This window comes from Paracoccus sp. KKT209, from assembly GCF_055635455.1.
Window position 1 is genome coordinate 2,438,100 of record NZ_CM145758.1, and the last position, 26,901, is coordinate 2,465,000.

At 66.8% G+C, this 26,901-nt stretch carries 24 protein-coding genes, 3 tRNA genes and 2 rRNA genes (1 of these 29 cut by a window edge); 4 read left to right on the forward strand and 25 right to left on the reverse strand.

Translation table 11 applies throughout. The features are described 5' to 3' along the window. Positions 1-25 precede the first annotated feature (25 nt). From ACZ2G3_RS12050 to ACZ2G3_RS12095, 10 genes are all read right to left on the reverse strand, one after another. Positions 26-568 carry a DsbE family thiol:disulfide interchange protein gene (locus ACZ2G3_RS12050; protein ID WP_470396275.1) on the reverse strand — a complete coding sequence of 181 codons (543 nt, stop codon included), beginning with the start codon at positions 566-568 and terminating at the stop codon, positions 26-28. Next, positions 561-704 (reverse strand): heme exporter protein CcmD, encoded by a 144-nt coding sequence (gene ccmD, locus ACZ2G3_RS12055; protein WP_419271109.1) that lies wholly within the window; start codon positions 702-704, stop codon positions 561-563. The genes ACZ2G3_RS12050 and ccmD overlap by 8 nt, the downstream gene beginning before the upstream one ends. After that, positions 701-1,426, reverse strand: coding sequence for a heme ABC transporter permease CcmC (gene ccmC / locus ACZ2G3_RS12060; RefSeq protein WP_470396277.1), 726 nt, complete (start codon positions 1,424-1,426; stop codon positions 701-703). The genes ccmD and ccmC overlap by 4 nt, the downstream gene beginning before the upstream one ends. A 52-nt stretch (positions 1,427-1,478) precedes the next feature. Next, positions 1,479-2,135 (reverse strand): heme exporter protein CcmB, encoded by a 657-nt coding sequence (gene ccmB, locus ACZ2G3_RS12065; RefSeq protein ID WP_470396279.1) that lies wholly within the window; start codon positions 2,133-2,135, stop codon positions 1,479-1,481. Then, complete coding sequence (gene ccmA, locus ACZ2G3_RS12070; RefSeq protein ID WP_470396281.1) at positions 2,132-2,767, reverse strand: heme ABC exporter ATP-binding protein CcmA; 636 nt, start codon at positions 2,765-2,767, stop codon at positions 2,132-2,134. Before ccmA ends, ccmB begins: the two co-directional genes overlap by 4 nt. After that, positions 2,764-3,120: an Mth938-like domain-containing protein gene (locus tag ACZ2G3_RS12075; protein WP_470396283.1), complete on the reverse strand. Its 357-nt coding sequence runs from the start codon at positions 3,118-3,120 to the stop codon at positions 2,764-2,766. The genes ccmA and ACZ2G3_RS12075 overlap by 4 nt, the downstream gene beginning before the upstream one ends. After that, positions 3,120-4,115, reverse strand: coding sequence for a protein translocase subunit SecF (secF, locus tag ACZ2G3_RS12080; protein ID WP_470396285.1), 996 nt, complete (start codon positions 4,113-4,115; stop codon positions 3,120-3,122). Before secF ends, ACZ2G3_RS12075 begins: the two co-directional genes overlap by 1 nt. Before the next feature lies 1 nt (position 4,116). Further along, entirely contained in the window at positions 4,117-5,781 is a 1,665-nt protein-coding gene (gene secD, locus ACZ2G3_RS12085; RefSeq protein ID WP_470396287.1) for a protein translocase subunit SecD, read from the reverse strand. 14 nt (positions 5,782-5,795) lie between these two features. Next, positions 5,796-6,128 (reverse strand): preprotein translocase subunit YajC, encoded by a 333-nt coding sequence (yajC, locus tag ACZ2G3_RS12090; RefSeq protein ID WP_419271129.1) that lies wholly within the window; start codon positions 6,126-6,128, stop codon positions 5,796-5,798. 156 nt (positions 6,129-6,284) lie between these two features. Beyond that, a complete protein-coding gene (locus tag ACZ2G3_RS12095; protein ID WP_470396289.1) occupies positions 6,285-7,451 on the reverse strand; it encodes a M20 aminoacylase family protein in 1,167 nt (388 codons plus the stop codon). A 62-nt stretch (positions 7,452-7,513) separates the two neighbouring features. Here ACZ2G3_RS12095 and mazG point away from each other — a divergent pair, with 62 nt between their 5' ends. Continuing rightward, complete coding sequence (gene mazG, locus ACZ2G3_RS12100) at positions 7,514-8,338, forward strand: nucleoside triphosphate pyrophosphohydrolase (protein WP_470396290.1); 825 nt, start codon at positions 7,514-7,516, stop codon at positions 8,336-8,338. A gap of 42 nt (positions 8,339-8,380) precedes the next feature. Here the strand turns inward: mazG and dusA are convergent, their stop codons facing one another. The 5 genes from dusA to ACZ2G3_RS12125 form a co-directional block, all read right to left on the reverse strand. Beyond that, positions 8,381-9,361: a tRNA dihydrouridine(20/20a) synthase DusA gene (gene dusA, locus ACZ2G3_RS12105; protein ID WP_470396292.1), complete on the reverse strand. Its 981-nt coding sequence runs from the start codon at positions 9,359-9,361 to the stop codon at positions 8,381-8,383. Between the two features lie 90 nt (positions 9,362-9,451). Next, a tRNA-Val gene (locus tag ACZ2G3_RS12110) sits at positions 9,452-9,526 on the reverse strand. Positions 9,527-9,593: 67 nt separating this feature from the next. Then, complete coding sequence (locus tag ACZ2G3_RS12115; RefSeq protein WP_470396294.1) at positions 9,594-9,899, reverse strand: HU family DNA-binding protein; 306 nt, start codon at positions 9,897-9,899, stop codon at positions 9,594-9,596. Between the two features lie 108 nt (positions 9,900-10,007). Next, positions 10,008-12,422: an endopeptidase La gene (gene lon, locus ACZ2G3_RS12120; protein WP_419271134.1), complete on the reverse strand. Its 2,415-nt coding sequence runs from the start codon at positions 12,420-12,422 to the stop codon at positions 10,008-10,010. A gap of 137 nt (positions 12,423-12,559) precedes the next feature. Next, positions 12,560-13,915 carry an ATP-binding protein gene (locus tag ACZ2G3_RS12125; protein ID WP_470396296.1) on the reverse strand — a complete coding sequence of 452 codons (1,356 nt, stop codon included), beginning with the start codon at positions 13,913-13,915 and terminating at the stop codon, positions 12,560-12,562. A 34-nt stretch (positions 13,916-13,949) separates the two neighbouring features. Here ACZ2G3_RS12125 and ACZ2G3_RS12130 point away from each other — a divergent pair, with 34 nt between their 5' ends. The 3 genes from ACZ2G3_RS12130 (at position 13,950) to ACZ2G3_RS12140 (ending at position 15,492) form a co-directional block, all read left to right on the forward strand. Beyond that, a complete protein-coding gene (locus ACZ2G3_RS12130; RefSeq protein WP_470396298.1) occupies positions 13,950-14,813 on the forward strand; it encodes an MBL fold metallo-hydrolase in 864 nt (287 codons plus the stop codon). Positions 14,814-14,874: 61 nt separating this feature from the next. Further along, positions 14,875-14,949, forward strand: a tRNA-Asn gene (locus tag ACZ2G3_RS12135). Between the two features lie 216 nt (positions 14,950-15,165). Next, complete coding sequence (locus tag ACZ2G3_RS12140; RefSeq protein ID WP_470396300.1) at positions 15,166-15,492, forward strand: DUF1330 domain-containing protein; 327 nt, start codon at positions 15,166-15,168, stop codon at positions 15,490-15,492. Positions 15,493-15,522: 30 nt separating this feature from the next. Here ACZ2G3_RS12140 and ACZ2G3_RS12145 read toward each other — a convergent pair whose 3' ends face one another. The 10 genes from ACZ2G3_RS12145 to ACZ2G3_RS12190 all read right to left on the reverse strand — a co-directional run. Next, complete coding sequence (locus tag ACZ2G3_RS12145) at positions 15,523-16,353, reverse strand: DUF1206 domain-containing protein (RefSeq protein ID WP_470396301.1); 831 nt, start codon at positions 16,351-16,353, stop codon at positions 15,523-15,525. Positions 16,354-16,513: 160 nt separating this feature from the next. After that, positions 16,514-16,888 (reverse strand): DUF1850 domain-containing protein, encoded by a 375-nt coding sequence (locus ACZ2G3_RS12150; protein ID WP_470396303.1) that lies wholly within the window; start codon positions 16,886-16,888, stop codon positions 16,514-16,516. Next, positions 16,885-19,020 (reverse strand): TRAP transporter permease, encoded by a 2,136-nt coding sequence (locus tag ACZ2G3_RS12155; RefSeq protein WP_470396305.1) that lies wholly within the window; start codon positions 19,018-19,020, stop codon positions 16,885-16,887. The genes ACZ2G3_RS12150 and ACZ2G3_RS12155 overlap by 4 nt, the downstream gene beginning before the upstream one ends. 50 nt (positions 19,021-19,070) lie before the next feature. Then, positions 19,071-19,976: a TAXI family TRAP transporter solute-binding subunit gene (locus ACZ2G3_RS12160; protein ID WP_458478720.1), complete on the reverse strand. Its 906-nt coding sequence runs from the start codon at positions 19,974-19,976 to the stop codon at positions 19,071-19,073. A 217-nt stretch (positions 19,977-20,193) separates the two neighbouring features. Further along, entirely contained in the window at positions 20,194-21,525 is a 1,332-nt protein-coding gene (locus tag ACZ2G3_RS12165) for a sigma-54-dependent transcriptional regulator (RefSeq protein WP_470396306.1), read from the reverse strand. Position 21,526: 1 nt separating this feature from the next. Beyond that, positions 21,527-23,251 (reverse strand): ATP-binding protein, encoded by a 1,725-nt coding sequence (locus ACZ2G3_RS12170; protein ID WP_470396308.1) that lies wholly within the window; start codon positions 23,249-23,251, stop codon positions 21,527-21,529. A 211-nt stretch (positions 23,252-23,462) separates the two neighbouring features. Further along, positions 23,463-24,266, reverse strand: a complete 804-nt coding sequence (locus tag ACZ2G3_RS12175; RefSeq protein WP_470396309.1) for an undecaprenyl-diphosphate phosphatase — start codon at positions 24,264-24,266, stop codon at positions 23,463-23,465. 803 nt (positions 24,267-25,069) lie between these two features. Then, positions 25,070-25,146, reverse strand: a tRNA-Met gene (locus ACZ2G3_RS12180). Between the two features lie 58 nt (positions 25,147-25,204). Then, positions 25,205-25,319: ribosomal RNA gene (gene rrf, locus ACZ2G3_RS12185) — 5S ribosomal RNA — on the reverse strand. An 88-nt stretch (positions 25,320-25,407) separates the two neighbouring features. Beyond that, a 23S ribosomal RNA gene (locus tag ACZ2G3_RS12190) occupies positions 25,408-26,901 on the reverse strand; it runs 1,340 nt beyond the window's last position.

Here is a 26,901-nt window from a genome sequence, read left to right on the forward strand (position 1 = left end):
CAACCTCAGGCTGCAAGGTGCAGGATCAATTGTCGGCGGAAAGCGCCTTTTCCAGCTGGGGCAGGAAGCGGTTCTGGTAATCCTCGCGGATCAGCGGGCCGGCGTGGCGATAGAGGATCTGGCCATCGCCGTCGATGATGAAGGTCTCGGGCGGGGCGGTGACGCCCCAGTCGATGGCAGACCGGCCGCGCGGGTCGGTGGCCAGGGCGGCGAAGGGATCGCCGCCTTCCTTCAGGAAGGACAGCGCATTCGCCTCGGGGTCCTTCAGGTCGATGCCATAGACGGGCAGCTGCTGAGACAGCGCCATCAGCGTCGGATGTTCGGCCCGGCAGGGCGGGCACCAGCTGGCCCAGAAGTTCACCAGCTTGACCCCCGGCTGGCGCAGCATGGCATCGGTCAGCTGGGTCTTGCCCGGCAGCGTCGTGGCGGGCACGGCGGGCGCCTCGCGGCCCAGCATGGCCGAGGGCAGCAGGCCCGCATCCTCGCGGTTCATGCCCCAGAGAAAGGTGGCGGCCAAGGCCGCGAAAACCACCGGGGGCAGGATCATCAGGGGGGACAGTTTAGCCATGCCGATCATGTTCTTCCAGGTTGCGGCGGGCGCGGGCATTGGCCGCGACGGTGTGCCAGACAAGGCCCGCCAGCAGGGCCAGGCTGACCCCGTAGGCCAGCAGGACGGTGGTTGCATATTTGCCCAGTTCGATCATGCGCGCATCTCCCGTGCCTGCAATGCGGCCAGGCGTCGCCTGCGGATCTCGGTCCGGGTGCGGATCACCAGAAGCGCCAGGAACAGCAGGAAGAACCCCAGCATCGAGAGATAGAGCGGATACCGATAGACCGCGCTCATCCGCTCGCCCGGCGCGACCGAGAGCGAGGCGCCCTGGTGCAAGCCCTGGTTCCAGAACAGCACCGCATAGCGCGACAGCAGCGCGAAGACCGATCCCACCAGGCACAGCACGCCCGTCAGATCGGCGGCGCTGTCCGGATCCTCGATCGCGGACCAGAGCGTGATGTAGCCCACGTAGAACAGGAACAGGATCAGGAACGAGGTCAGGCGCGGGTCCCATTCCCACCAGGTGCCCCACATCGGCTGGCCCCAGATCGCGCCGGTGGCCAGCGCGATCAGCGTCATGACGGCGCCGATCGGGGCCGCGGCCTTGGCGGCCAGCGCGCTGACATGGTGGCGGCGGATGATCCAGATCAGCGAGGCGATCAGCATCATCACCCAGATGTTGATCGCCATCATCGCGGCGGGAACATGCAGGAAGACGATCTTGACGGTCGATCCCTGGCGGAAATCCTCGGGCGTCAGAAAGCCCCAGACGATGCCCGCCACGCAGCCGATGACGGCGCCGCCCACCAGCCAGGGCAGCAGCCTGTCGGTCGTGCGCATGAACTTGGTCGGATTTGCGTATTCCCAGATCGACATGGTCCCTCGTATCCCCCTTTTGCGCCGCCCCAACAAGAGGGCGGCGCGTCCCTCACCGCAGATTGACCCGCAGCGCGGCGGCGGCCGCGAAGGGGATCAGCGCCATCACCGCCAGCGTGATCCCGGCTAGGAACAGCATTGGCGTAGCGGTCGCCGCGCCTTCCGCGCCCCGGCGGGTGATCTCGGCCCCGAAGATCAGTGTGGGGATGTAGAGCGGCAGCACCAAGAGCGACAAAAGCATCCCCCCGCGGCGCAGCCCCACGGTGATCGCCGCCCCGAAGGCCCCCAGCATCGACAGCGCCGGCGTCCCGATCAGCAGCGAGGCCAGAAGCCAGGGCATCGCCCGGCCGGGCAGTTGCAGCAGCACGCCGAAGATCGGGGCGGCCAGGATCAGCGGCAGGCCGGTGGTGATCCAATGGGCCAGGGCCTTAACCGCGACCGCGCCCTCCAGCGGCAGGGGGGCGGTGGCCAGCAGGTCCAGGCTGCCGTCCTCGTGGTCGAGGGCGAAGATGCGGTCCAGCGACAGAAGGCAGGAGAGCAGCGCGCCGACCCAGAGGATGCCGGGCGCGACCGGGGCCAGCGCCCCGCGGTCGGGGCCGATGCCGAAGGGAGCCAGCGTGCAGAGGATCAGGAAGAAGGCGACGCCCAGTCCAAAGCCGCCGCCCGCGCGCGTGGCCAGCCGCAGGTCGCGACGCAAAAGCGCGATCACGCAAAGGCCTCGTTGAAGCCGGAGGGCCGGCGGGCGGGCGCCGTGCCGGGGCGGGCGCGGAAGGGGGTCAGGTCCAGCACCTGCGCCTCGGGGATCGCAAGGTCGATATGGGTCGCGATCAGGGCGGCGCCTCCCTGCCCCAGATGGGCGCGCACGACATCAGCAAAACGTGCGACCGAGGCCGTGTCCAAGGACACGGTCGGCTCGTCCAGCACCCAGAGCGGCCGGCCGGTCACCAGCAGCCGGGCAAGCCCCAGACGCCGCTTCTGCCCGGCGGAGAGGGCCGAGGCGGGCCGCGCGGCCAGCCCCGTCAGGTCCAGCGCCGCCAGCGCATGCGCGACATTTCCCCCGCCAAAGACTCGCGCCCAGAAGTCGAGGTTCTCGGCCACCGTCAGCGCGGATTTCAACCCGTCCGCATGGGCCGCATAGGCCACCAGGTCGTCGTCCATCACGATCCGGCCCGACACGGGTTCCTGAAGGCCCGCGATGGTGCGCAGCAGGGTCGTCTTGCCGATGCCGTTGGGGCCGCGCAGGATCAGCGCCTGTCCGGCCTTCAGGGTGAAGGAGACGCCCTCGACCGTCCGCAGACCGCCGCGCGATACGGCAAGGTCATGGACGGAAAGAAGGCTCACAGGGGCAGCAGCGCGCAGGCGACCCGGCGACCCTCGGACAGCGTCACGTTGTAGGTGCGGGCCGCCGTGGGCGAGGGCATCGCCTCGACCCGGATGCCCATCCCGTCCAGCAGCGCGACCATCTCGCGCGGGGCATAGCCGATCTGCTCGCCCAGGCCCAGGAACAGCACGTCGATGCGCCCCGCCAGCGCCTCCAGCGGACCCGCGTCCTGCAGGCCCTGCCAAGGCTGGACGCGATCCCCCTCGACCACCACGGCGCCGTGAAAGACCTTGCCCGCGATGCGGAAGAAGCCGGGGCCATAGCTGTCCACGGCATTCTGGCCCTGGAAGTCGGTGGGGGTGAAGGTGGCCATCAGCCCTCCTCGGCGCCCTCGAAGGGCGACAGGTTCTTGCGGGTCTTGGGGTCCTTGGGATCGGCCTTGTCCCAGTCGCGCTTGACGCCCAGCCACAGCACCACGTTCTTGGCCACGTAGATCGAGGAATAGGTCCCGATCAGGATGCCGAAGGTGATGGCGAAGACAAAGCCCCGGATCACGTCGCCGCCCAGCACCAGAAGCGCGATCAGCGCCACCAGCGTCGTGCCCGAGGTCATCACGGTCCGCGACAGGGTCTCGTTCACCGACAGGTTCATGACGTCGCGCAGGGCACGGGTCTTGTACTTCATCAGGTTCTCGCGCAGGCGGTCGAAGACGACAACGGTGTCGTTGATCGAATAGCCGACGATGGTCAGCAGCGCCGCGATCGTGGTCAGGTCGAAGCGGATCTGGAACAGGGCAAAGATGCCCATCGTGATCAGCACGTCATGGATCAGCGACACGATGGCGCCCACCGCGAACTGCCATTCGAAGCGCAGCCAGATATAGATCGAAATCGCGACCAGCGAGGCCAGCACCGCGTAGACCGCGGTCTGGATCAGCTCTCCCGAGACCTTGGGACCGACGGATTCGACCGAGGGGAAAGTGATCGAGGGATCGACCTGCTGCAGCGCGGCCTCGACCGCGGCGACGGTCTGGGGGGTGACCGCCTCGGTGCCGTCCTGGGCACTGATGCGGACCTGCGCCACGTTCTGCTCGGGGCCGAAGGTCGGATCGAAGACCTCGGTGATCGCCACGTCGCCCAGGTTCAGGGGCTGCAGGGCGGCGCGATAGGCCGCGACATCCACCGGCTGCACGGATTCGGTGCGGATCGTCGTGCCGCCCCGGAAGTCGATGCCGAAGTTCAGCCCGTTCAGGAACAGCACCACGACCGAGGCCAGCGCCAGGACCGTCGAGATGCCGAAGGTCAGGAACTGCCAGCGGAAGAAGTCGATCCGGGTGTCGTCGGGGACGAGTTTCAGACGGAATGCCATGTCAGACCTCGATCTGTTTCGGGCGGCTGCGTTCGAACCACATGACCGTCAGCAGGCGGGTCACGAACAGCGCGGTAAAGACCGAGGTCACGATCCCGATCGTCAGCGTCACGGCAAAGCCCTTGACCGGGCCCGAGCCCAGCACGAACAGGATCGCCGCGATGATCAGCGTGGTGATATTGGCGTCCACGATGGCGGACATGGCCTTTTCATAGCCAAGCTCAATGGCGCGGGCGGGGCCGCGGGCGGTCTTCAGCTCCTCGCGGATGCGCTCGAAGACCAGCACGTTGGCATCGACCGCCATGCCGATGGTCAGAACGATCCCGGCGATGCCCGGCAGGGTCAGCGTGGCGCCGATCACCGACAGGATCGCGAACAGCAGCAGCATGTTGAAGCCCAGGGCGACGGTGGCAAAGATGCCGAAGCGGCCGTAGGAGAGGATCATCAGCGCCACCACCGCGACAAAGCCCACGGCGGCGGCGACCTTGCCCGCATCGACGCTGTCCTGGCCCAGTTCGGGGCCGATGGTGCGTTCTTCCAGGAAGGTCATCTCGGCCGGCAGGGCGCCGGCGCGCAGCAGGACCGCCAGGCGGTTGGCCTGGTCGAAATCCATCGAGCCCGAGATCTGCCCCGAGCCGGTGGTGATGGCCGAGCGGATCACCGGGGCCGAGATCACCTCGTTGTCCAGCACGATCGCGAAGGGCTGGCCGATATTGGCCGAGGTATAGGCGCCAAAGGCGCGCGCGCCCGTCGGGTTGAAGCGGAAGTTGACCGAAGGAAGGCCGTTCTCGTCGCTGGCGGGCATGGCGTCGACCAGGTCCTCGCCGGTGACGACGGGGCTGTCCTCCAGGATGTAGAACAGGCCCGGCTGGTCGACCGACGGAGCAATGATCTGGCCCAGGCCCGGCTGCGCCTCGGCGTCGCCGGTGCTGCCCACGACCGGGTTGAAGGTCAGCTGGGCGGTCGTGCCGATCAGCTCCTTCAGTTCGCCCGCCGAGCCGATGCCGGGGACCTGGATCAGGATGCGGTCGGCGCCCTGGCGCATGATGGTGGGTTCGCGGGTCCCGACCTCGTCGACGCGGCGGCGCACGATCTCCAGCGACTGCTGGATGGTGCGGTCGTCGGTCATGGCCTTTTCCGCATCCGACAGCTGGATGGTCAGGGTCGGACCCTGGGTCGCGATGGCCAGCGACTGCTGGCCGGCGCCGGTCAGGGTGGTGACGGGCGTCGAATAGCCGCGCACGATCTCGACCGCGCGGGACATCTGGTCGGGGTTGCCGATCTCGATCGACAGCACGCCCTCGGGGGCCTGCACGCGGCGGATCGCGCCGATGGTCTCGCGCTCAGCCGACAGCGCACGGCGCAGTTCCGGCCACAGCGCGTCCATGCGGGACTTGTAGACCTGGGCGACCTGGACCTCGCCCAGCAGATGGGCACCGCCGCGCAGGTCCAGCCCCAGATTGACCAGGCTGTTGGGCAGCCACGAGGGCCAGCCATCACGCGCCGCCACCAGTTCGGGCGTCTCGACGCCGGTCGCCTCGATCTGCGCCGTGGCATCGTTATGGGCCTCGACCCGGGCATAGAAGGCATTGGGCAGCGCGAAAAGCAGCCCCAGAAGGCAGATCCCAAGGATCAGGATGCGCTTCCAGCGGTCAATCTGCAGCATGGACGTGGCGCCTTTCAGGAGTTGGCGGCGACAGGATCGGTCCTGGACACCACCTGGGCCAGGGTGCTGCGCAGCACGCGGACGCGCACGCCCTGGGCGATCTCGACCTCAAGCTCTTCGTCGCGCACGGCCGAGACCTTGCCCAGGATCCCGCCCTGGGTCACGACCTGGTCGCCCTTCTTGACGGAAGCCACCATCTCGCGGTGGGCCTTCAGGCGCTTCTGCTGCGGGCGGATCATCAGGAAATACATGATCGCGAAGATCAGGATCAGCGGGATGAACTGCGCGAAGGCGGCACCGGCACCGGCGCCGCCGGCGGCCTGGGCATAGGCGGGGGTCACGAACATTCACGGTCCTTTCGGTCATGGAAGGGCGCGGCCGGGCCGCGGGCCTCGTCTGGATTGGCGCGCAACCTATCTGCGCGGCCGGTCATTGGCAAGAAAGCGGCGCCTGCCCTGCGGCATTGGCGACAAACGGCTTCGTGATGCGGGCGGGCGCCTGCCCTACAGGGAGGCGGGCTGCGAACGCTCGACCAGGCGGGCGAAGAAGCTGGCGCCGACGGGGGCCACCGCGTCGTTGAAATCATAGGTCGGGTTGTGGACGCCCGGCCCCTCTCCCTGCCCCAGGAACAGGTAGCAGCCGGGGCGGGAATTCAGCATGTAGCTGAAATCCTCGGCCCCCATTTCGCGGCCGGAATCGGGGACCACGTGCGCCTGGCCCGCGATCTCGGTCGCGACCTCGACGGCAAAGGCGGTCCGGGCATGATCGTTCACGGTGGCGGGATAGCCCTGCTGATAATCCAGCCGGACCTCGACGTCATAGGCCCCGGCCTGTCCGTCGCAGATCTGCGTCATCCGGCGGCAGACCATGTCGCGCACATGCGGCTCGAAGGTGCGTACCGTCCCGCAGATATAGGCGGTGTCGGGCACGATGTTGTCGGCGCTGCCGGTGTGGATCTGCGTCACCGACAGGGCCAGGTCGTCCATCGTGTGGTGGTTGCGGCTGGAAATGGTCTGGATCGCGCTGACGATCGCCACCGCCGCCACGATCGGGTCCGCCGTCAGATGCGGCAGCGCGCCGTGCCCGCCCCGGCCCTTCACATGGATCTCGAACGTGTCGACGGCAGCCATGATCGGTCCCGGCGTCGTCTGGAAGCTGCCAAGCGCCTGGCCGGGGTTGTTGTGCATGGCAAAGACGCTGGAGATGTCGAAGCGCTCCATCATCCCGTCCCGGACCATCGCTTGGCCGCCGCCGCCGTTCTCCTCGGCAGGCTGGAAGATCAGCGCGACACGCCCGGCAAAGTTGCGCGTCTCGGCCAGGTACTTGGCGGCCCCCAGCAGCATCGTAGTATGACCGTCATGGCCGCAGGCATGCATCCGCCCCGGCACGGTGGAGGCCCATTCGAGACCCGTCACCTCATCCATCGGCAGCGCGTCCATGTCCGCGCGCAGCCCGATCGTCGGCCCCTTGCCCCGCCCGTTGATGATGCCGACGATGCCGGTGCGGCCGATCCCCTCGTGAATCTCGTCCACGCCGAATTCGCGCAGCCGCTCGGCCACGAAGGCGGCGGTCTGGTGACAGTCGAAGCCCAGTTCGGGATGCTGGTGCAGGTGGCGGCGCCAAGCGGTCATCTGCTCGGCAAAATCGGCGATACGGTTCAGGACGGGCATGTGGACTTGGGGCTTTCGCTGTGGCAGTCGGGGGCATCTTCCGTGTCCGCAGGGGAATTGCAATGGCCGACCCGACGACGACCCGCCGCGACCCCGCGGCCGAGATCACCCGCCTGATCGACATCATGGCCGCGCTGCGCGACCCGCAGACGGGCTGTCCCTGGGACGTCGAGCAGACCTTTGCCACCATCGCCCCCTACACGATCGAGGAGGCCCACGAGGTCGAGGATGCGATCCAGCGGCAGGCCTGGGACGAGCTGCCGGGAGAGCTGGGCGACCTGCTGCTGCAGGTGGTGTTCCAGGCCCAGATCGCGCGCGAGGACGGCATGTTCGATTTCGCCGACTGCGCCGCGGCGATCAGCGACAAGCTGATCTTCCGCCATCCGCATGTCTTTGGCGATGAATCCCGCGACAAGTCGGCAGAGCAGCAGGTGAAGGACTGGGAGGCGATCAAGGCGGTCGAGCGTGCCGGCAAAGCAGAGCGCGGCACGCTGGATGGGGTCGCCTTGGGCCTGCCCGCGCTGACCCGCGCCGTCAAGCTGCAGAACCGCGCGGCGCGCGTGGGCTTTGACTGGCCCGGCCCGGGCGACGTGCTGGCCAAGATCACCGAGGAGACGGCCGAACTGGTCGAGGCACGCGACGAGCTGGGGCCCGAGGCGCTGGAGGAGGAGTTCGGCGACCTGATGTTCGTGATGGCGAACCTGGCGCGGCACCTGAAGATCGACCCCGAGCTGGCGCTGCGCCGCGCCAATGCCAAGTTCACGCGGCGGTTCCAGGCCATCGAGGCGGCATTGGCCGGCGAGGGACGGCGACCCGAGGACAGCGACCTGGCCGAGATGGACCGGCTGTGGGACGCGGCCAAGGTCGCGGAAAAGGCCGCCGGGTAAGGGGGCGCTGCCCGGGCCCGGGGTATCTGGCCAGCGGAGAAATCAGGCGGGTTCTGTCACCTGCGCCAGGGCGGCGTCATAAACCTCGATCCCGCCCTTTGAGGCGCCTTCCGACAAGGTGCGCTTCCAGCTGCGCGCGCCGGGTTGGCCGTGGAACAGGCCCAGCATGTGGCGGGTGAACTGGTGCAGCCGCCCGCCCTGCGCCAGATGGTCGATGATCAGCGGGCGCATGGCCTGCGCGACCTGCTGCGGGCTGTCGAAGAGCGGCCTGTCACCCCAGAGCGCGTCGGCCGCGCCAAGGATGTTCCAGGGTTCGTGATAGGCCGCGCGTCCCACCATCGCCCCATCCATGACGGCCAGATGTTCGCGGGCCTGGTCCAGGCTGGCGATGCCGCCATTGACGGAGAGGTGCATGTCGGGGAACTGCGCCTTCATCGCATGGACCAGCGGATAGTCCAGCGGCGGGATCTCGCGGTTTTCGCGGGCGCTGAGGCCCTTGAGCCAAGCCTTGCGGGCATGAACGGTGACGCGGCGGATGCCGGCCTGGCCCAGGATGTCGATGAAGGCGGGCAGCACCTCCTCGGCCTGCTGATCGTCCACGCCGATGCGGCATTTCACCGTGACCTCGACCGGGCTGGCTGCCTGCATGGCGGTCACGCAATCGACGACAAGCTGCGGCGATTTCATTAGGATCGCCCCGAAGGCCCCGGACTGGACGCGATCGCTTGGGCAACCGACATTCAGGTTGATCTCGTCATAGCCCCAGTCGGAGGCGATCCGGGTGGCCTGCCGCAGTTCGTCCGGATCGGAGCCGCCCAGCTGCAGCGCAACCGGATGTTCGGCCGCGTCGTAATCCAGCAGCCGCCCGCGTTCGCCGTGGATGATGGCGGGGGCGGTGACCATTTCGGTATAGAGAAGCGCCCGGCGCGACATCAGCCGATGAAAGCGGCGGCAGTTGCGGTCGGTCCAGTCCATCATCGGAGCGACGGACAGGCGCGCGGCGCGGGTGATCGGATCGGGCATCGGGATCGGTCCGGATTGCGGGTCGGAAACGGGCGAAGGCCCGCCTATAATCCAGCCGCGCGCCAAGCGCAAATCCGTGCAGGTGGTGGATGGTGGGTGATAAGGGATTTGAACCCCTGACATCTTCGATGTGAACGAAGCGCTCTACCACTGAGCTAATCACCCGTCGGCTGGCTTCTAGCGTCAGCCGCGCAGGGACGCAAGAGGCGCCAGTGCCTTTTGGCGGGGCTTTTTACTCCAGCAGCCCCGGATCGGTAGGCCTGCGGCGCAGTCGCAGGGTGATCACGTCACCGCCGCGGGCATCTTTTTCAAGATTGATTCGCGCGCGCCCGAGGGGCGGGACGGCCAGGGTCTGGCCCTCGGACAGAACCTGCCCCAGCTGTGCCAAGGTGGCCTCAATGATGGGACGAGCCTCTGTTCGGCGGGCGCCGGTGGCGGCCAGAACGCGGTCGATGAAATCCCGTTTCTGCACGACATGCGCAACGCGCGGGTCTGGGCTGGTACGAAGGCCGATGGCCTCTGCCGATTCATGTGTCATTCCTGGTCCCCCTCCCGGAAAGTCACATCAGCCTAACGCGGTTTGACGTTACGTCAATCATTTGTTTATGCATGGCCCGGGTCGAAGCCCGGGCCATGATGTCATCTGTCAGTGCGCAACGGCACCGGGCGCGTCGGATCCGCGCTGGCTGGACAGCCGGGCGGCCTCGGCGGCCTCCTCGGCCGCCTCGTCCCATTCAACCGGAACCGGCATCCGCACCAAGGCATGGCGCAGCACCTCGCGGACATTGCTGACCGGGATGATGGTCAGGCCCTGCTTGACGTTGTCCGGGATCTCGACAAGATCCTTTTCATTGTCCTGCGGGATCAGCACCGTCTTGATGCCCCCGCGCAATGCTGCCAGCAGCTTTTCCTTAAGCCCGCCGATGGCCAGGACATGGCCGCGCAGGGTCACCTCGCCCGTCATCGCCACGTCCTTGCGGACCGGGATTCCGGTCATGACCGAGACGACCGAGGTCACCATGGCGATGCCCGCCGACGGCCCGTCCTTGGGGGTGGCCCCTTCCGGAACGTGGACGTGGATGTCGCGGCGGTCGAATTCCGGGGGCTTGACCCCGATTTCCGGCGCCACCGACCGGACGAAGCTGGAGGCCGCGTCGATCGATTCTTTCATCACGTCGCCCAGTTTCCCGGTCGTCTTCATGCGGCCCTTGCCCGGCAGGCGCAGCGCCTCGATCTGCAGCAGGTCACCACCGACCGAGGTCCAGGCCAGACCCGTCACGACGCCGACCTGATCCTCCTTCTCGGCCAAGCCATAGCGGTGACGCCGGACGCCCAGGTATTCCTCGGCCTTCTCGGGCGTCACCTCGACGGTCTTGACCTTGCCCTTGAGGATCTCGGTCACGGCCTTGCGGGCCAGCTTGGCGATCTCGCGCTCCAGCGACCGCACCCCCGCTTCGCGGGTGTAATAGCGGATCATATGGGTCAGCGCCTCGTCGGTCACGCTGAACTCGCCCTTGCGAAGCCCGTTCGCGGCGATCTGCTTGGGCAGCAGGTGGCCCTTGGCGATCTCGCGCTTCTCGTCCTCGGTATAGCCTGACAGCGGGATGATCTCCATCCGGTCCAGCAGCGGGCCTGGCATGTTGTAGCTGTTGGCCGTGGTCACGAACATCACGTTGGACAGGTCGTATTCCACCTCCAGATAGTGGTCCACGAAGGTCGAGTTCTGTTCGGGATCCAGCACCTCCAGCATCGCAGAAGCCGGGTCGCCGCGGAAGTCCTGACCCATCTTGTCGATCTCATCGAGCAGGATGAGCGGGTTGGTGGTCTTGGCCTTCTTCAGCGCCTGGATGATCTTGCCGGGCATCGAGCCGATATAGGTCCGACGGTGGCCGCGGATTTCGGATTCGTCGCGCACGCCGCCCAGGCTGATGCGGATGAATTCGCGCCCCGTCGCCTTGGCGATCGAGCGGCCCAGCGAGGTCTTGCCCACGCCCGGAGGTCCGACCAGCGTCAGGATCGGTCCCTTCAGCTTCTGGCTGCGCGCCTGCACGGCCAGGTACTCGACGATCCGCTCCTTGACCTTTTCCAGCCCGAAGTGATCGGCGTCCAGAATCGCCTCGGCGCGCGACAGGTCCTTGCGGGTGCGCGACTTCACGCCCCACGGCAGGGCCAGCAGCCAGTCCAGGTAGTTGCGGCTGACGGTGGCCTCGGCCGACATCGGGGACATCGACTTCAGCTTCTTCAGCTCGCCCTCGGCCTTGTCGCGGGCTTCCTTGCTGAACTTGGTCTGGGCGATCTTCTCTTCCAGTTCGGCCAGCTCGTTCTGGCCGTCCTCGCCGTCGCCCAGTTCCTTCTGAATGGCCTTCATCTGCTCATTCAGATAGTACTCGCGCTGCGTCTTCTCCATCTGGGTCTTGACGCGCGACTTGATCTTCTTCTCGACCTGCAGGACCGACATCTCACCCTGCATCAGGCCATAGACCTTCTCCAGACGCTCGGCGATGTTCAGCGTGTCCAGCAGGTCCTGCTTGCGGTCCAGGTCGATCCCCATGTGGCCGGCGGCCAGGTCGGCCAGCTTGCCGGGCTCGGTCGCCTCGGCCACGGCCGCCACGACCTCCTCGGGGATGTTCTTGCGCACCTTGACGTAGCGCTCGAACTCCTCGGCGACGGTCCGCACCAAGGCGGCCACGGTGGCGTCGTCGCCCAGCGTCTCGTCCATGGCGACGGCGGTCGCTTCGAAATGGTCGTCATTCGGCACGAAATCGGTGATCTGCACACGCTCGCGTCCCTCGACCAGCACCTTGACGGTGCCGTCGGGCAGCTTCAGCAGCTGCAGCACATTCGCCAGCACGCCGGTGCGATAGATGCCCTCCTCGGTCGGCTCGTCGACCGAAGCATCCTTCTGCGCCGACAGCAGGATCGGGCTGTCCGATTCCATGACCGCTTCCAGCGCACGCACCGACTTCTCGCGCCCCACGAATAGCGGCACGATCATGTGCGGGAAGACGACGATATCCCGCAAGGGCAGCACCGGGTAGGTCTGAGTGGTGAATTCCGTCATGTCTTGTCCTTTCTGCCCGAAGCCGTGGCCCCGTCATGGCGACGCACGGCCCCTGCATGACGACAATCTAGGGCCAGCGCCCCCCGCGTTCAATACGACCGCAAGAATACCCGCTATTTCCCGCGCCACGTCGAAACTCAGCGGGGAATCACGATTTCGGCGCGCAGGCCGCCCAGCCGCGGACCGCGTCCCAGCCGCAGCTGCCCGCCATGCGCCCGCGCCACGTCGGCGGCGATGGCCAAGCCCAGCCCGGCGCCCTGCGCGCTGCTGCGCCGCCGTGCCGGGTCCAGCCGGGTGAAGGGGCGCATGGCCATTTCCAAGCTGTCCTCGGGGATGCCGGGCCCGTCATCCTCGACCCCGATCCGCAGGCTGCGGGGCCCGAGGGAGGCGTCCAGTTCAGCCCGGCTGCCATAGCGGACGGCATTGCCGATCAGGTTCTCCAGTGCACGCCGCAGCATGTCGGGCCGGAACATCGCCTTCCCGTCCGCGTCCCCTTCAAAGCGCACCAGCTGGACCTCCTGGCCGGCGCGCTGCCCGTCGGCGACGATGGTTTCCAGAAAATCTGCGGCCACCAGGGGCTCGGCCTGGTGTTCCTGCGCCTCCTCGCGCGCATAGTCCAGAAAGCCGTCCACCATGCGGCTCATCTCGGCGATGTCGGCCTCCATTGCGGCGATCTCCTCCGCGTCCGGCGGCATCTCGGGAGAGATCATCGACAGGCTCAGCCGCAGCCGCGTCAGCGGCGTGCGCAGGTCGTGGCTGATGCCCGACATCATCAGCTTGCGCTGTTCGTTCTGCCGCTCCAGCCGGTTGCGCATGTCCAGAAAGGCGGTGCCGGCGCTGCGCACCTCCACCGCACCGGAGGGGCGATAGGGCACCATGCGGCCCTTGCCGTATTCCTCGGCGGCCAGCGCCAGGCGCCGGATGGGGCGCAGCTGGTTGCGCAGGAAGATCGTGGCGATCCCGGTCATCAGCAGCGAGGTAACGACCATCAGCACCAGCAGCTGGTGCGGGTTGGAGGCGCTGACCCTGCGCCGGTCGAAGCTGATCCCGAAGGGGCCCGCCTCACCCTGCAGCGCGACCGAGACCCGCTTGTCGTCCGAGGCCAGGTCGATCGACAGGATCTGCGGCAGCGTCTCGCGCAGCACCTCGATGACGATGCGCCCCGAGAAGTCGTAGAACCGGCGCAGGTCCTCCGGCAGCGGCTCCACCGGCAGCTCCAGCCGCAGGTCCAGGGGCGCGGCCACCGCAAGGCCAGCGCGCCGTGCGTCATCGGGCGTGTCCGCCTCCCGGACCAGGCGGACCACCAAAGCCAGTTCATGGGCCATGCTGGAGGTCATCTGCCGCGTCACGCCGTCGAAATGGCGCTGCAGGAACATGACGCTGACGACCATGGTGACGACCACCACCGGCAGGAACAGGATCAGCGCCGCCCGTGCATAAAGGCCGCGCGGCACAAGCGTGCGGGCAATCGGGCCTTCGGCATGGTTCGACATGGAAACCTCTCCTCTCGCGGGCTAGGCTAGCGCCATGAACGCCCCTGCGAAAGAGCCGCTGCGGATCCTGGCCGCGAACCCCTCGCCCCTGACCGGGCCGGGCACGACCACCTTCCTGATCGGCCAGCGCCATGTCGCGGTCATCGATCCCGGTCCCGATGACGACGCGCATCTGGAGGCGATCCTGCAGGCGGGCCAGGGTCACATCAGCCATATCCTTGTGACCCATGCGCATCTGGACCACAGCGCCGGCGCGGCGCGGCTGTCCCGGATGGCGGGCGCCCCTGTGCTGTCCTTCGGGGATGCGACGGCCGGCCGGTCGCCGATCATGACGCGCCTGGCAACCGGGGGCCTGGTGGGCGGCGGCGAAGGACTGGATGCGGGCTTCGCCCCCGACATGCTTCTGGCGGACGGCGATGTGGTCGAGACGCCCGACTGGACGCTGCGCGCGCTGCACACGCCAGGCCATTTTGGCGGGCATCTGGGCTTTCAGTGGGACAGGACGATCTTCTGCGGGGACCTGGTGATGGCCTGGTCCTCGACGCTGATCTCGCCGCCGGACGGAGACCTGGCCGACTACCTCCGGTCGGTCGAGCGCCTGGCCGGGCTGTCGCCCGACCGGCTGTTGCCGACTCATGGCGCGGCGATCGAGGCCCCCCTGCCCCGGCTTCATGACCTGATCGCGCATCGGCGCACCCGCAGCGCCCAGATTCTGGCCGCCCTGCGCCAGCAGCCGGACACGGCGCATGGGCTGGCCCGCCGCATCTATGACGTCCATCCTCGCCTTCTGTTGGCGGCGGAACGGAACGTGCTGGCCCACCTGATCGCGCTGGCGCAGCTGGGAGTGGTTGATTTCGAAGGGGATTTGTCAGCCGTCACGATTTTTGCACCTGCATGACAAAAAGTCGCCCCAACCCACTGGACGCCCCCCTGCGACGTTGCTATATCCCGCCTCGTGTTCCGGCGTAGCTCAGCGGTAGAGCAGTTGACTGTTAATCAATTGGTCGTAGGTTCGATCCCTACCGCCGGAGCCAAGACATTCAAGGGCCTGATCGCGTGCGATTAGGCCCTTTTCTCTTTCACGGATCACCTCTCGCGGCAGCGCCATTCTTGTGCCTGCAGGCGGCGATGAAGCGCTGCTGTGACAGGTCACCCCTGCCATCCTCCGCCCGCGCGTACTGCCGAATTCCGATTGCCGCAATAGCGGCGCCGGCTATAGTTCGTGCAGTTTTCGACGGGGAGGATCAACAATGACTGCATTCCTGATCGCAGAGGTCAAGGTCACCGACGATACGTGGGTGCCCGAATACGCCACCAAGGTGCATGACATCGCGGCGCGGCATGGCGGGCGCTATCTGTCCCGCTCCGGCAAGATCGAGACGCTGGAAGGCGAAACGACCGACGAGACGCTGATCGCGCTGATCCAGTTTCCCGACCGGGCCTCTGCCCATGCCTTTGCCAACGACCCGGATTATGCCCCCTTCAGCAAGGCCAGGCAGGAGGGCTCGGTCAGCCATTTCCGCGTGATCGACGACAGCGACATCGCCGGCGCCATCCCCTACCTGCCGCGGCCGTGACGACTGGCGCCAAGGCCGAGGGAGCGGACGTTAGCCGGTCAGCTTGGCGGCCAAGCTCTGTACGTCCGGACCCGAGGCCCGGGGCACGATGCGGAAGACGGCGTTGACAAAGCAGAAGATCGCAAAGCCCACCAGCCCCACGCAAACCGCGATCACCAGAAGCCGGCCATAGATCTGGCCGGACAGCCAGGAAAACGCCTCTCCGACGCCGCCGGCGGCCTGCGGGTCGGCCCGCAGCGCCGCGAACATGAACAGCAGGCCGATCACCGCGATCACCACACCGTGGGCGATGACGCCGGCCCTCAGAACCGGGTTCCAGCGCGTGGTGAACCGGCTGGCGCGAAGATGCTCTCGATAGCTCGCCTTCCAGCCCTGCCGCAGGTAATAGACGCCGGTTGCCATGATGATCAGCGCGACCAGCCCGATGATCCAGCGCCCGCCCGGCCACTGCATGACCGTCCCCACATATCGCGGAATGCTGGAGCCTTCTTCTGAGCCGCCGCTGCCGAACAGCAGCGAGAATGCGACGATCCCGATGCCCAGGTGGAGGCCCCCCGTGACCAGCATGCCCGCACGGGCGATGATGCCCTTGCCGTCGCTGCCATAGCATTCCAGGTCAAAGGCCGCGTCGAGCGCCCGCCAGACGGCATAGGCCAGCATGCCCAGCAGGATCAGGAACAGCACCACCGCGCCGCCCCATGTGCCCTCGAGCCAGCCGAGCGCCGAGGAGGTGTCCTGCGCCCCGCCACCCTGCCAGATCGAGTAGAGCGAGATCCCCGCCACGGCCAGATAGACCAGCCCCCGGCCGGTATAGCCCACCTGCATCAGCGGTATCGCCCAGCCCATGTCCTTGTCCGTCATCGGTCCCGCACCTGCCTCCAGTAAGGATCAGACCGTGCGCCGCCATTGCGGATCGCGTCAAGGGACCATCGTGCGGATCCGGCCATCGGAGACCACTGTGGACGCTGCCCCAGAGCGGACTGACCCCTGCCCGGCCAGCCGGACAGGCTGGGGATCGCGTTCAAGGAGCGGGGGTGTCGCAGGCCGCCGCCGATTGCAGGCGGATCGGACCGAGGGTTTCGGGCAGGTCGTGGCAGTTGCCCCCGCCGCAGAGGCGCCAGCCGCCCCCGGTCGCTCCGGATGCCGCAAGGAGAACCACCTGCTGCGGCGGCACATGTGGTGCAAAATGCCATGCGCCGTCGCGCCAGACGGCGTCCTGCGGCGGCTCCATCCCGGCGCCGGGGCCGGTCATGCGGGCCTCGACAGGAGCGAGCCCTTCGGGACCGGCAGTCCAGCGTTCCCACCACAGGGTTCGCGTGACCGAATGGCGCCATTCCAGGGTAAAGCCCGGCGCAGCCAGGGCCAGGGCAAAGGCCCCGGCACTGACGCAGATCACGGGGTCACCGCTCGCATCCGCCGGATGCGCGCGCCATGAAGGACCAGGAACAGGACCGCCAGCGCAAAGCCGGCCTGATCCGTCCAGGGCATCGCCAGGATCAGGCTGACCCCCGCCGCGAAGGCCAGCAGACGTTCCGGCACCGTCGTGCGGCCCCAGAGATAGCCCACGACGGCGATGCCCCACATGGCCACCCCCGCCACCGTCTTCAGCAGGACATAGGCGACCTCGACCGGATAGCCCCAGGCTTCGGCGATGGCGCCGCCGTCCTGCAGCATCAGCGAGGGCGTATAGACCGCCATGAACGGGATGATGAACCCCGCCGCCGCCAGCCGGATCGCCTGCATCGAGATCTTGAGCCCCGAGGTCTTGGCGATCGGACCCGCCGCAAAGCAGGCCAGCGCCACGGGCGGCGTCAGGTCGGCCATGATGCCGAAATAGAACACGAACATGTGGCTGACCAACAGCGGCACGCCCAGTTCCAACAGGGCGGGACCGGCCAGGGACGAGGTGATGATGTAGTTCGGGATCGTGGGGATGCCCATGCCCAGCACCAGGCAGGTCAGCATGGTCAGCACCAGCGACAGGAACAGGTTGTCCTGCCCGATGGCAATGATCGCGCCGATGAAGGTGGAGGCGATGCCGGTCAGGGTCAGCGTGCCGATGACGATGCCCACGATGGCGCAGGCCATGCCCACGGGCAGCGCGTTGCGCGCACCCTGCGCCAGCGCGTCGCGGATGATCCCGATGGTGGGCCGCGTGCCCTGAAAGACCGCGCAGGCCAGGATCAGGCCCAGGATCACCAGCGCCAGCAGGTTGATGCCGAATTTCAGGAAGCTGGCGGCCGCCAGACCAAGCGCGACCCAGAACACCATGCGGAACACCACCGGCCCGATCATCGCGGCCAGGGGCGCCCCCAGGATCAGCACGGTGACCAGCGCCAGCCCCATAGTCCCCGCAAAGATCGGCGTGTAGCCCGCGAACAGCAGGTAGACCAATGCGGCCAGCGGCAGGACCAGCGGCCACTGGTCGCGCACTGCGTGCCAGGGGTTCGGCAGGCTGGCTTGCGGCAGGCCCTTGAGGTCGTCGCGTCCCGACTGCAGCCAGACCATCCAGAAGACGACGCCGAAATACAGCACCGCCGGCACGATGGCGGCCTGGACCACGGCGGCATAGGGGACGTTCAGCGTCTCGGCCATGATGAAGGCCACGGCACCCATCACCGGCGGCATGATCTGGCCGCCCATCGAGGCCGTCGCCTCGACGCCCCCCGCGAAGGCGGGCTTGAAGCCCGATTTCTTCATCATCGGGATGGTGAACTGCCCCGAGGCCACGACATTGGCCACGCCCGAGCCCGAGATGGTTCCCATCAGCGCCGAGGACAGCACCGCCACCTGTGCAGGCCCGCCCCTGCGCGCGCCGACCATGCCCAAGGCAAAGTCGTTGAACAGGTTCAGCATGCCCGCCCGTTCCAGGAACGCCGCAAAGACCACGAAGATGAAGATGTAGGCCGAACTGACATAGATCGGGCTGCCATAGATGCCTTCGGTGCCAAAGGCGAAATGCTCGACGATCTGGTCAAAGCCATAGCCGCGATGGATGAAGGGTGGAGGCAGGTGCTGGCCCAGAAAGCAGTAGGCCAGGAAGATTCCGGCGATCACCGCCAGCGGCCAGCCCATCAGCCGGCGCGCTCCTTCGAAGACCAGCACGATCAGGACGGTGCCCATGACCAGGTCGGTCCGGTTCAGGAATCCGGTGCGGCGGATCAGGTCGTTGTACTCCACCCACTGGTAAAGCCCGGTCGAGAAGCCGAGGATGCCGAGCGCCCAGAAGAAGATCTGCCCGCCGCGCGACCTGGCGACCAGGTTGCCAACCAGGCCGAAACCCAGCAGCAGCAGGAAGCCCACATGCATCGCCCGCACGATCTGGCTGGGCAGCGCGCCATAGGCGGCGGCCCAGAGCTGGAACAGCGCAAAGACCACAGCCAGCCAGAAGGCCAGGCGGCCCGGCAGGCCCGCGCCCCATCCGGGAGGCAGGCCCTCCTGGATCTCGGGCTCGATCGCGGCCGAGGGGTCCAGCTGGGACCGGTCAGGGCGGGTCGGCCCGCCGGCTTGGGTGGGGGTGACGGACATGGCGTTCTCCGGGAAATGAGGCCCGCGCAGGGGACGCGCGGGCCGGGCGATCACTCGATCAGGCCGATTTCACGATAGTAACGCTCGGCACCCGGATGCAGGGGGATGGGCAAGCCGTCCAGCGCCGTGTCGGGGCTGATCCCGGCGGCGGCGCCATGCGCGCTCTGCATCCGGTCCAGGTTCTCGAACATCAGCTTGGTCATCTGATAGGCGGTCTCCTCGCTGACGCCTTCGTGCGAGATCAGCATGTTGCCGACCGCCGCGGTGGGGACGTCCACGTCGATGCCCGAATAGGTGCCCGCCGGGATGACGGCCGGGACATAGGGTTGGCCGATGCTGGTCACGACCTCCTCGGGGATGGCCACGATGGTGATGTCATGGGTGGCCGACAGGTCCTGGATGAAGGCCACGCCCAGGCCCGAGGACTGCAGCGTCGCTTCCAGCTGGCGGTTCTTGATCAGCTCGGCCGATTCCGCGAAGGGCAGGAACTCGACCTTGCCCAGGTCGTCATAACTCATGCCTGCCGCCTTGAAGATGGTGCGGGCGTTCAGCTCGGTGCCCGAGGCCGGCGCGCCCACCGACAGGGTCTTGCCGCGCAGGTCCTCCAGCGTGGTGGCGCCCGCCGCGGCATCGGCGACGATCTGGATGTAGTTGGGATAGATCGCGGCAATGGCGCGCAGTTCCTTCAGCGGGCGGGCAAAGCCTGCCTCCTCGTTGCCCTCCCAAGCCAACTGGACGCTGTCGCCAAGCGCGAAAGCGATCTCGCCGCGGCCTTGGGCCAGGAGGTTCAGGTTCTCGACCGAGGCCTTGGTGGCCTGCACCTGCGTGCGGGCGCCGTCGATGCCGCTGGCATAGATTTCCGACAGCGCGACGCCAAGCGGATAATAGACCCCCGAGGTTCCCCCGGTCAGCACATTGATGAACTCCTGCGCGCGGGCCTGCGGCGCGGTGGCCATGATGCCCGTCAGGGCAACCGCCGAAGCGGCGGCAGCGATGCGATGGAACATGCGATCCTCCCATGATGTTCTGCGCGGAAGCGTAGCAATATCCCTTGAGCGGTGGCAGGCGGGATGTCCCAGAAGGTGCCGGATCGCTGATTCTGTCATAAACCCTTGTTCTTGATAGATTTATCAGGCAACAGCATCAACTGTGTCCGGCGAAATATTGCGTCGGTTAAACATCCCCCGGCAAGAAGCTGCCGGGACTGTCGCCGCGCAGGCCAAGTCGGGCCATCTTTTCGGTCAGCGTCCGGCGGGGAATGCCCAAGGCTTCCGCAGCGGCCGCAGTGTGGCCCCCGGCATCTCTCAGCGCCTCCGCGATGATCTGTGCTTCGATGCGGGCCAGCCGTTCCGGCAGGGCCTGTCCCCCACCCGCCGTCGCCGCGGATCCCGGCAGGGCTAGGACCGCCCGCTCTGCCGTGGCGCGCAGTTCAGCCAGGTTGCCGGGCCAGTTGCCGGCGGCCAGCCGATCCAGGTCGGCGGGCAGCAGGTCGGGCCTCGGCAGGCCAAGGCGCAGGGCCGCAGCCTCCGCCATGGCCGTGAACAGCAGCGGGATGTCCTCGGCCCGCCGTCGCAGGGGCGGGCAGTCCAGTGTGACCGCCGACAGGCGATGAAACAGGTCGGCGCGCAGCCCTCCATGCGCAGGATGAGAGGCGATGTCAGGCCGGGCCGTTGCGATCAGGCGCAGGTCGATGGAGCGCGGCGTGCTGCCGCCCATCCGTTCCACCACGCCGGTCAGCAGCGCGCGCATCAGGCGCGACTGAACGCCCATCGGCAGATCCTGAATGTCGGTCAGCACCAGCGTGCCGGTCTGTGCCTGTTCCAGCCGGCCGGGGCGCGCGGGCCCCGCGCCGCGTTCCTGGCCGAACAGTTCCTGCTCCAGCGCCTCGGCCGACAGGCCGGCGCAGGGCACGATCACGAAGGGCCGCCGCGACCGGCGCCCGAAGTCGTGCAGGCAGCGGGCCAGTTCCAGCCGCCCGCTGCCCGGCTCTCCGGTGATCAGGACGTCCTGCGGCAGATCGCACAGGTGTCCGACCATGCGACGAAGGTGGCGGATAACTTGGCTGTCACCGGCCAGGCGGGTCTCCAGTCGGGCAAGGGCGGGGCCGGTCTTGCGCGCCTGCCGGGCAGAGGTCCGCATCCGGCGCAGGGCCACGGCACGGTCCAGCACCTCGACCAGATGTTCGGCGCGGTAGGGCTTTTCCAGAAAATCATGCGCGCCGGTCCGCATCGCAGCCACCGCGACCGGGACATCCGCATGTCCCGACAGCAGGATCACCGGCAGGTCTGGGTCCTGCGCGCGCAGCCCGTCCAGAACCTCCTGCCCCCCCAACCCGGGCATCCGCAGGTCCGTCACCACGGCGTCGCAGTCGGTGGCCCGGATCCGCGACAGCGCCTCGGCGGGGTCGGTGAAGGTCTGGACCTCGAAGCCCGACGCCTCCAGCCAGTCCGCCGCAGCCGCGCAAAGGGGTGCCTCGTCATCGATGAAGACAATCCGGCCCCGCATCCTAGCTCGCCTTCCGGGTCGGGACGGCCTGGTTCTGCCACAGGGGCAGGTCGACGATGGTCAGCGTGCCGCCGCCCGGACGCGGCGCAAAGTCCATCTGGCCGCCCATCTGGTCCAGGATCCCGCGGGTGATGGCCAGGCCCAGCCCCAGGCCTTCGCCGGTGATCCGGGTCGTGAAGAACGGCTCCTCGATGCGGGTCCGCAGCGCGGGGTCGATGCCGCGCCCCCGATCGGCGATTGTCAGGCGCAGCATCGGGCCCTGGACGGTCAGGCTGACGGAGATCGGCTCGGAGGCGGCGGCCGCCGCTGCGGCTTCGGCGGCGTTCAGGATCAGGTTCGTGGCGACCTGCTCCAGCCGGATCGGATGGCCCTGTGCGGCGGGCAGGCCTGCGGGCGCGGCCAGATGCAGGCTCTGGCCCAGTTCGGCTAGGCGCGGCGCCAGCACCTCGGCGGCCGCGGCCAGCACCTGCCCCATGTCCACAGGCTCTGGCGGATCGATCCGCTGCCGCGAGCCAAAGGATTTCAGGTTCCGCACCATCTTCTGCATCCGCATCAGCAGCGCCCGGGCGGCGCCCAGGCTGGCCTCGGCCCGCGCCTCCCGGCCCGCGCGCAGGTGCAGCTCGGCCGCGGCCAGCGTGCTGTCCAGCGCCGACAGGGGCTGACTGACCTCGTGCACGATGGTCGAAGACATGCGCCCCAGAACCGCCAGCTTGGCGGCCTGGACCAGGCTCTCATGCGCCTCGCGCAATTCGGCCTGGGCGCGCCGGCGCTCGGCGATTTCATGGCCAAGGGCCTCGGTCCGCTCGGTCACGCGGCGCTCCAGCTCGGCGTTCTGGTCCAGACGCACGCGGATCAGCTGACGCCGCTGCGCCAGGCTGACGGCCAGCGCGGACAGCAGCAGGCCCGACATGCCCGCCAGCGCCGCCAGCAGGCGGGCCTGCTGTTCGACCGCCCCGACGGGCAGGGCCGCGATCACCCGCCAGCCATCGGCCTGCAGCGGGGCCTCGGCCAGGCGCAGCCCGGCCAGCGCGGGACGCAGCGGGACCGCCGCCGCCAAGTCCTGCCCGTCATAGCGACGCTCGACCGCCAGCTGTGCCACAGTGTCGGGCCGCAACGGGTCCAACGGGCGGAAGAGCCATTCCGGCTCGGCCGACAGAAAGACGACGCCGGCCCCGTCCGCAAGGCCCACGGCCTGCGCGGCCCCCGCCCAAGCCTTTGGCAGGTCGGACATGTCGACCTTGGCCACCGCCACCCCCAAGGGCGCCTCCTGCGGCCCGATCCGCGAGGCGAGGAAATAGCCCGGAATGCCCGTGGTCACGCCGACCGCATAATAGCGTCCCTGCCCCACCTCCAGCGCCTGCCTGAAATAGGGCCGGAACGCATAGTTCTGACCGACAAAGCTGCCGGGCTCGGCGTGATTGCTGGCAGCAACCGCACGTCCCCCCACGTCCAGCACATAGATTTCATCGACGCCGGACAGGTCGCGAATGGCGGTCAGGTAGGCATCGGCCCGACCGGTCGCGGCATCCGGCCCCGCCAGCGCGGCTTGAATGCGCGCATCCTGTGCGACGACCCCCGGCAGGTAGCGATAGCGTTCGACTTGGGTCACCACGGCATGCTGGGCCAGCATCAGGCGGTTGTGCAGTTCTGCATCCAAGCCAGCCAGCCCTGCCCGCCGCGCCGCCATATGAACCGCCCCCGCGAGCGTCAGCAGCAACGCGGTCACGGCGATCGATCGAAGAACATGACGGCGGCGCAGCAAGGGCATCGGGCCATACTGCCAGCAGCAAGGCGTCGGGCCAAGACGTCCCGGTTCGCCATTGGCGGCAAACCCCGCACGGGTTGTCATGCGTGGACCCTGATGCCCCTCGGGCGATGCCCGGCCACGACTGGATAAGGGAACAGCGGTCTTTCTGTTCCGCATTCCCGATTTTCAGTCAAGCATAGGCGATCCACAGCAACGCCATGCCCAAGACAAGCCGATAGATGACATAGGGCGTGAAGCTGACGGTCTTCAGAAGCCGCATCATCAGCGAGAGGGCCGCGAGGGCCGCGACAAAGGAGAATGCCGCGGCGATGCCAGCCTCCAGCGCCATCTGGCCGTCGGCTTGTGCAACGACATCCGCGCCGATCAGCAGCGCCGAGGCCAGGATCGTCGGAATCGACATCAGCATCGAGACGCGTGCGGCATCCTCCCGCGCATAGCCCAGGGCGCGGGCGCCGGTGATCGTCGCGCCCGAGCGTGACGTGCCCGGGATCAGCGCTGCCGCCTGCCAAAGGCCGAGGATGATCGCGTCGCGGAGGGTCCAGTCGCGAACCTCTTTCACGGCCGCGCCCCGGCGGTCTGCCCAATAGAGGAAGATGCCGAAGATGATCATCGTCCAGCCGATCACCGCAACGGAGCGCAGCATCTCGACCGCGCCCGTCACCTTCAGGACCAGACCGGCCAGGATCACCGGAACCGTCGCGACGATCAGGCAAAGTGCCAGCCGCGCCCCCGGCGTGTCGATCCGCCCGCGCACCAGGCGCCCCATGCCCACCAGCCCTTCGGCCACGTTACGCCAGAAAAAGAGGATCACCGCGACCAGCGTCCCGACATGTACGGCGACGTCAATGACCAGTCCCTGGTCGTCTATCCCGGTGAGGCGCGGCAGCAGGATCAGATGGCCCGACGATGAGACGGGCAGGAATTCGGTGATCCCCTGGATGATGGCGATGATGACAAGGCTGAGAAGAGGCATGGGTGGTTCCGTCTTGATGCGGGCCGCTTGACGCGAGAGACCGCCCTGCCACTTCTGGTGCTGGGCGCTGAGCAAGAGCAGAGCATCGCTTAGCAGCCTGCAGCCCGGGGCACCACAGGTCAGGCCTGACTTTCACCTGCGACGGCTGATTGGTTCCAGAAGCGCTTGTGAATGTGGGATGCAGGGCCGCAGGGATTCGCATCGACAGAACCCAGTGTGGTAGAGTTCCATCAGGGATGTGAGATCTGATCTAGCCGCGCGGAGGGCTGGCGGAAGAGGCCGAAGTCCGCTTCCTGACAGCAGCGCACTAACTTCAGGTATTAGCAGTCTTTTTTGTGAGGAAGTGAATGCCCGCAAGGGCGCGGCGTCTGCTGCCAACGGGCAACTGCAGACGGAGCGAGCCACCGTCACCCGCAAGCTCGAGGGGCTCTATGACGCCACAGCGGACGGTCTGCGGACGGCCGGCCTGAAGATCAGGTTGGAGGCTTTGGAAACCCGGCTCGCGGAGATTGATGAGGTCTTGTTCGCCCCTGCCCCGTCGCGTGTTCGGTGGCACCCCATCCTTTCGGAGCTCTACCGGCGCAAGGTGAGCGAACTGGCTGACACCCTGACCGATCCCGTGATCCGGAGGCCGGCCTTGGAGACCATCCGCGGTCTGATCGAGGCGGTCACCGTTCACGCCATCCCCCCAAGGGGATCACATTGGAGCTTGAAGGCGCGGTTGCGCGCGATGATTGGACCTGCGCAAGGCCAGACAACAAAAAGCCCGCTGGGAAGCGGGCTGTATGCGGGTTCGGTATTTTTGGTTGCGGGGGCAGGATTTGAACCTGCGGCCTTCAGGTTATGAGCCTGACGAGCTACCGGGCTGCTCTACCCCGCGCCAGTTTTGTCCTGCGGGTTTTCATCGTTATCAGAGAGATATTTGCGTGTCTTACCAGGTCTGGCGGTGACCTACTCTCCCACGTCTTGAGACGCAGTACCATTGGCGCAGCGGCACTTAACGGCCGAGTTCGGGATGGGATCGGGTGTTTTGCTCGCGCTAGGGCCACCAGACCGGGAAAGACACGCTCAGCGTCGCCCCTTTCGGGGTTTTTGTTGTCCAAGGATGCATGGGAGGAAGACAGTCTGTCTTCTTCCGGATCAAATCAAGCCTATCGAGCCATTAGTACCGGTCAACTGAATGCATTGCTGCACTTACATCTCCGGCCTATCGACGTGGTGGTCTTCCACGGCTCTCAAGGGAGACCTTGTTTTGAGGGGGGCTTCACGCTTAGATGCCTTCAGCGTTTATCCTGTCCGTTCATAGCTACCCAGCACTGCCGTTGGCACGACAACTGGTCCACCAGTGGAACGTCCACCCCGGTCCTCTCGTACTAGGGGCAGCTCCTCTCAAGTCTCCAACACCCACGGCAGATAGGGACCGAACTGTCTCACGACGTTCTAAACCCAGCTCACGTACCTCTTTAAATGGCGAACAGCCATACCCTTGGGACCTGCTCCAGCCCCAGGATGAGATGAGCCGACATCGAGGTGCCAAACGATGCCGTCGATATGGACTCTTGGGCATCATCAGCCTGTTATCCCCAGCGTACCTTTTATCCGTTGAGCGATGGCCCTTCCACTCGGGACCACCGGATCACTATGGCCGACTTTCGTCTCTGCTCGACTTGTCAGTCTTGCAGTCAGGCTGGCTTCTGCCATTGCACTCAACGACCGATTTCCGACCGGTCTGAGCCAACCTTCGCGCGCCTCCGTTACTGTTTGGGAGGCGACCGCCCCAGTCAAACTACCCACCACGCAGGGTCCCGGACCCGGATAACGGGCCGCGGTTAGACATCAAGAGTGCGAAGGGCGGTATCTCAAGGATGGCTCCACGAGGACTAGCGTCCCCGCTTCAAAGCCTACCGCCTATCCTGCACATCGCAATCCTGATGCCAGTGCGAAGTTGTAGTAAAGGTGCATGGGGTCTTTCCGTCTAACCGCGGGAAGTCTGCATCTTCACAGACAATTCAATTTCGCTGAGTCCACATTTGAGACAGCGGGGAAGTCGTTACGCCATTCGTGCAGGTCGGAACTTACCCGACAAGGAATTTCGCTACCTTAGGACCGTTATAGTTACGGCCGCCGTTTACCGGGGCTTCAATTCAATGCTTGCACATCTCCTTTTAACCTTCCGGCACCGGGCAGGCGTCAGACCCTATACGTCGCCTTACGGCTTCGCAGAGCCCTGTGTTTTTAGTAAACAGTCGCCACCCCCTGGTTTGTGCCCCCGGCCTCTGCTTGCGCAAAAACCGGGCCTCCTTCTCGCGAACTTACGGAGGTATTTTGCCGAGTTCCTTAAATGTGGTTCTCTCAAGCGCCTTGGTATTCTCTACCAGTCCACCTGTGTCGGTTTCGGGTACGGTCTTGTGGAGGGCTATTTCCAGGGACCCCTAAGCAGCCCGATCAATCCGTTAAGATCGAACTACCCTCGGGATCCGTCACCATCTCCTGGCCCAGGAATATTAACCTGGTTCCCATCGACTACGCCTTTCGGCCTCGCCTTAGGGGCCGGCTTACCCTGCTCAGATTAGCTTTAAGCAGGAACCCTTGGACTTTCGGCGACAGGGTCTCTCACCCTGTTTGTCGCTACTCA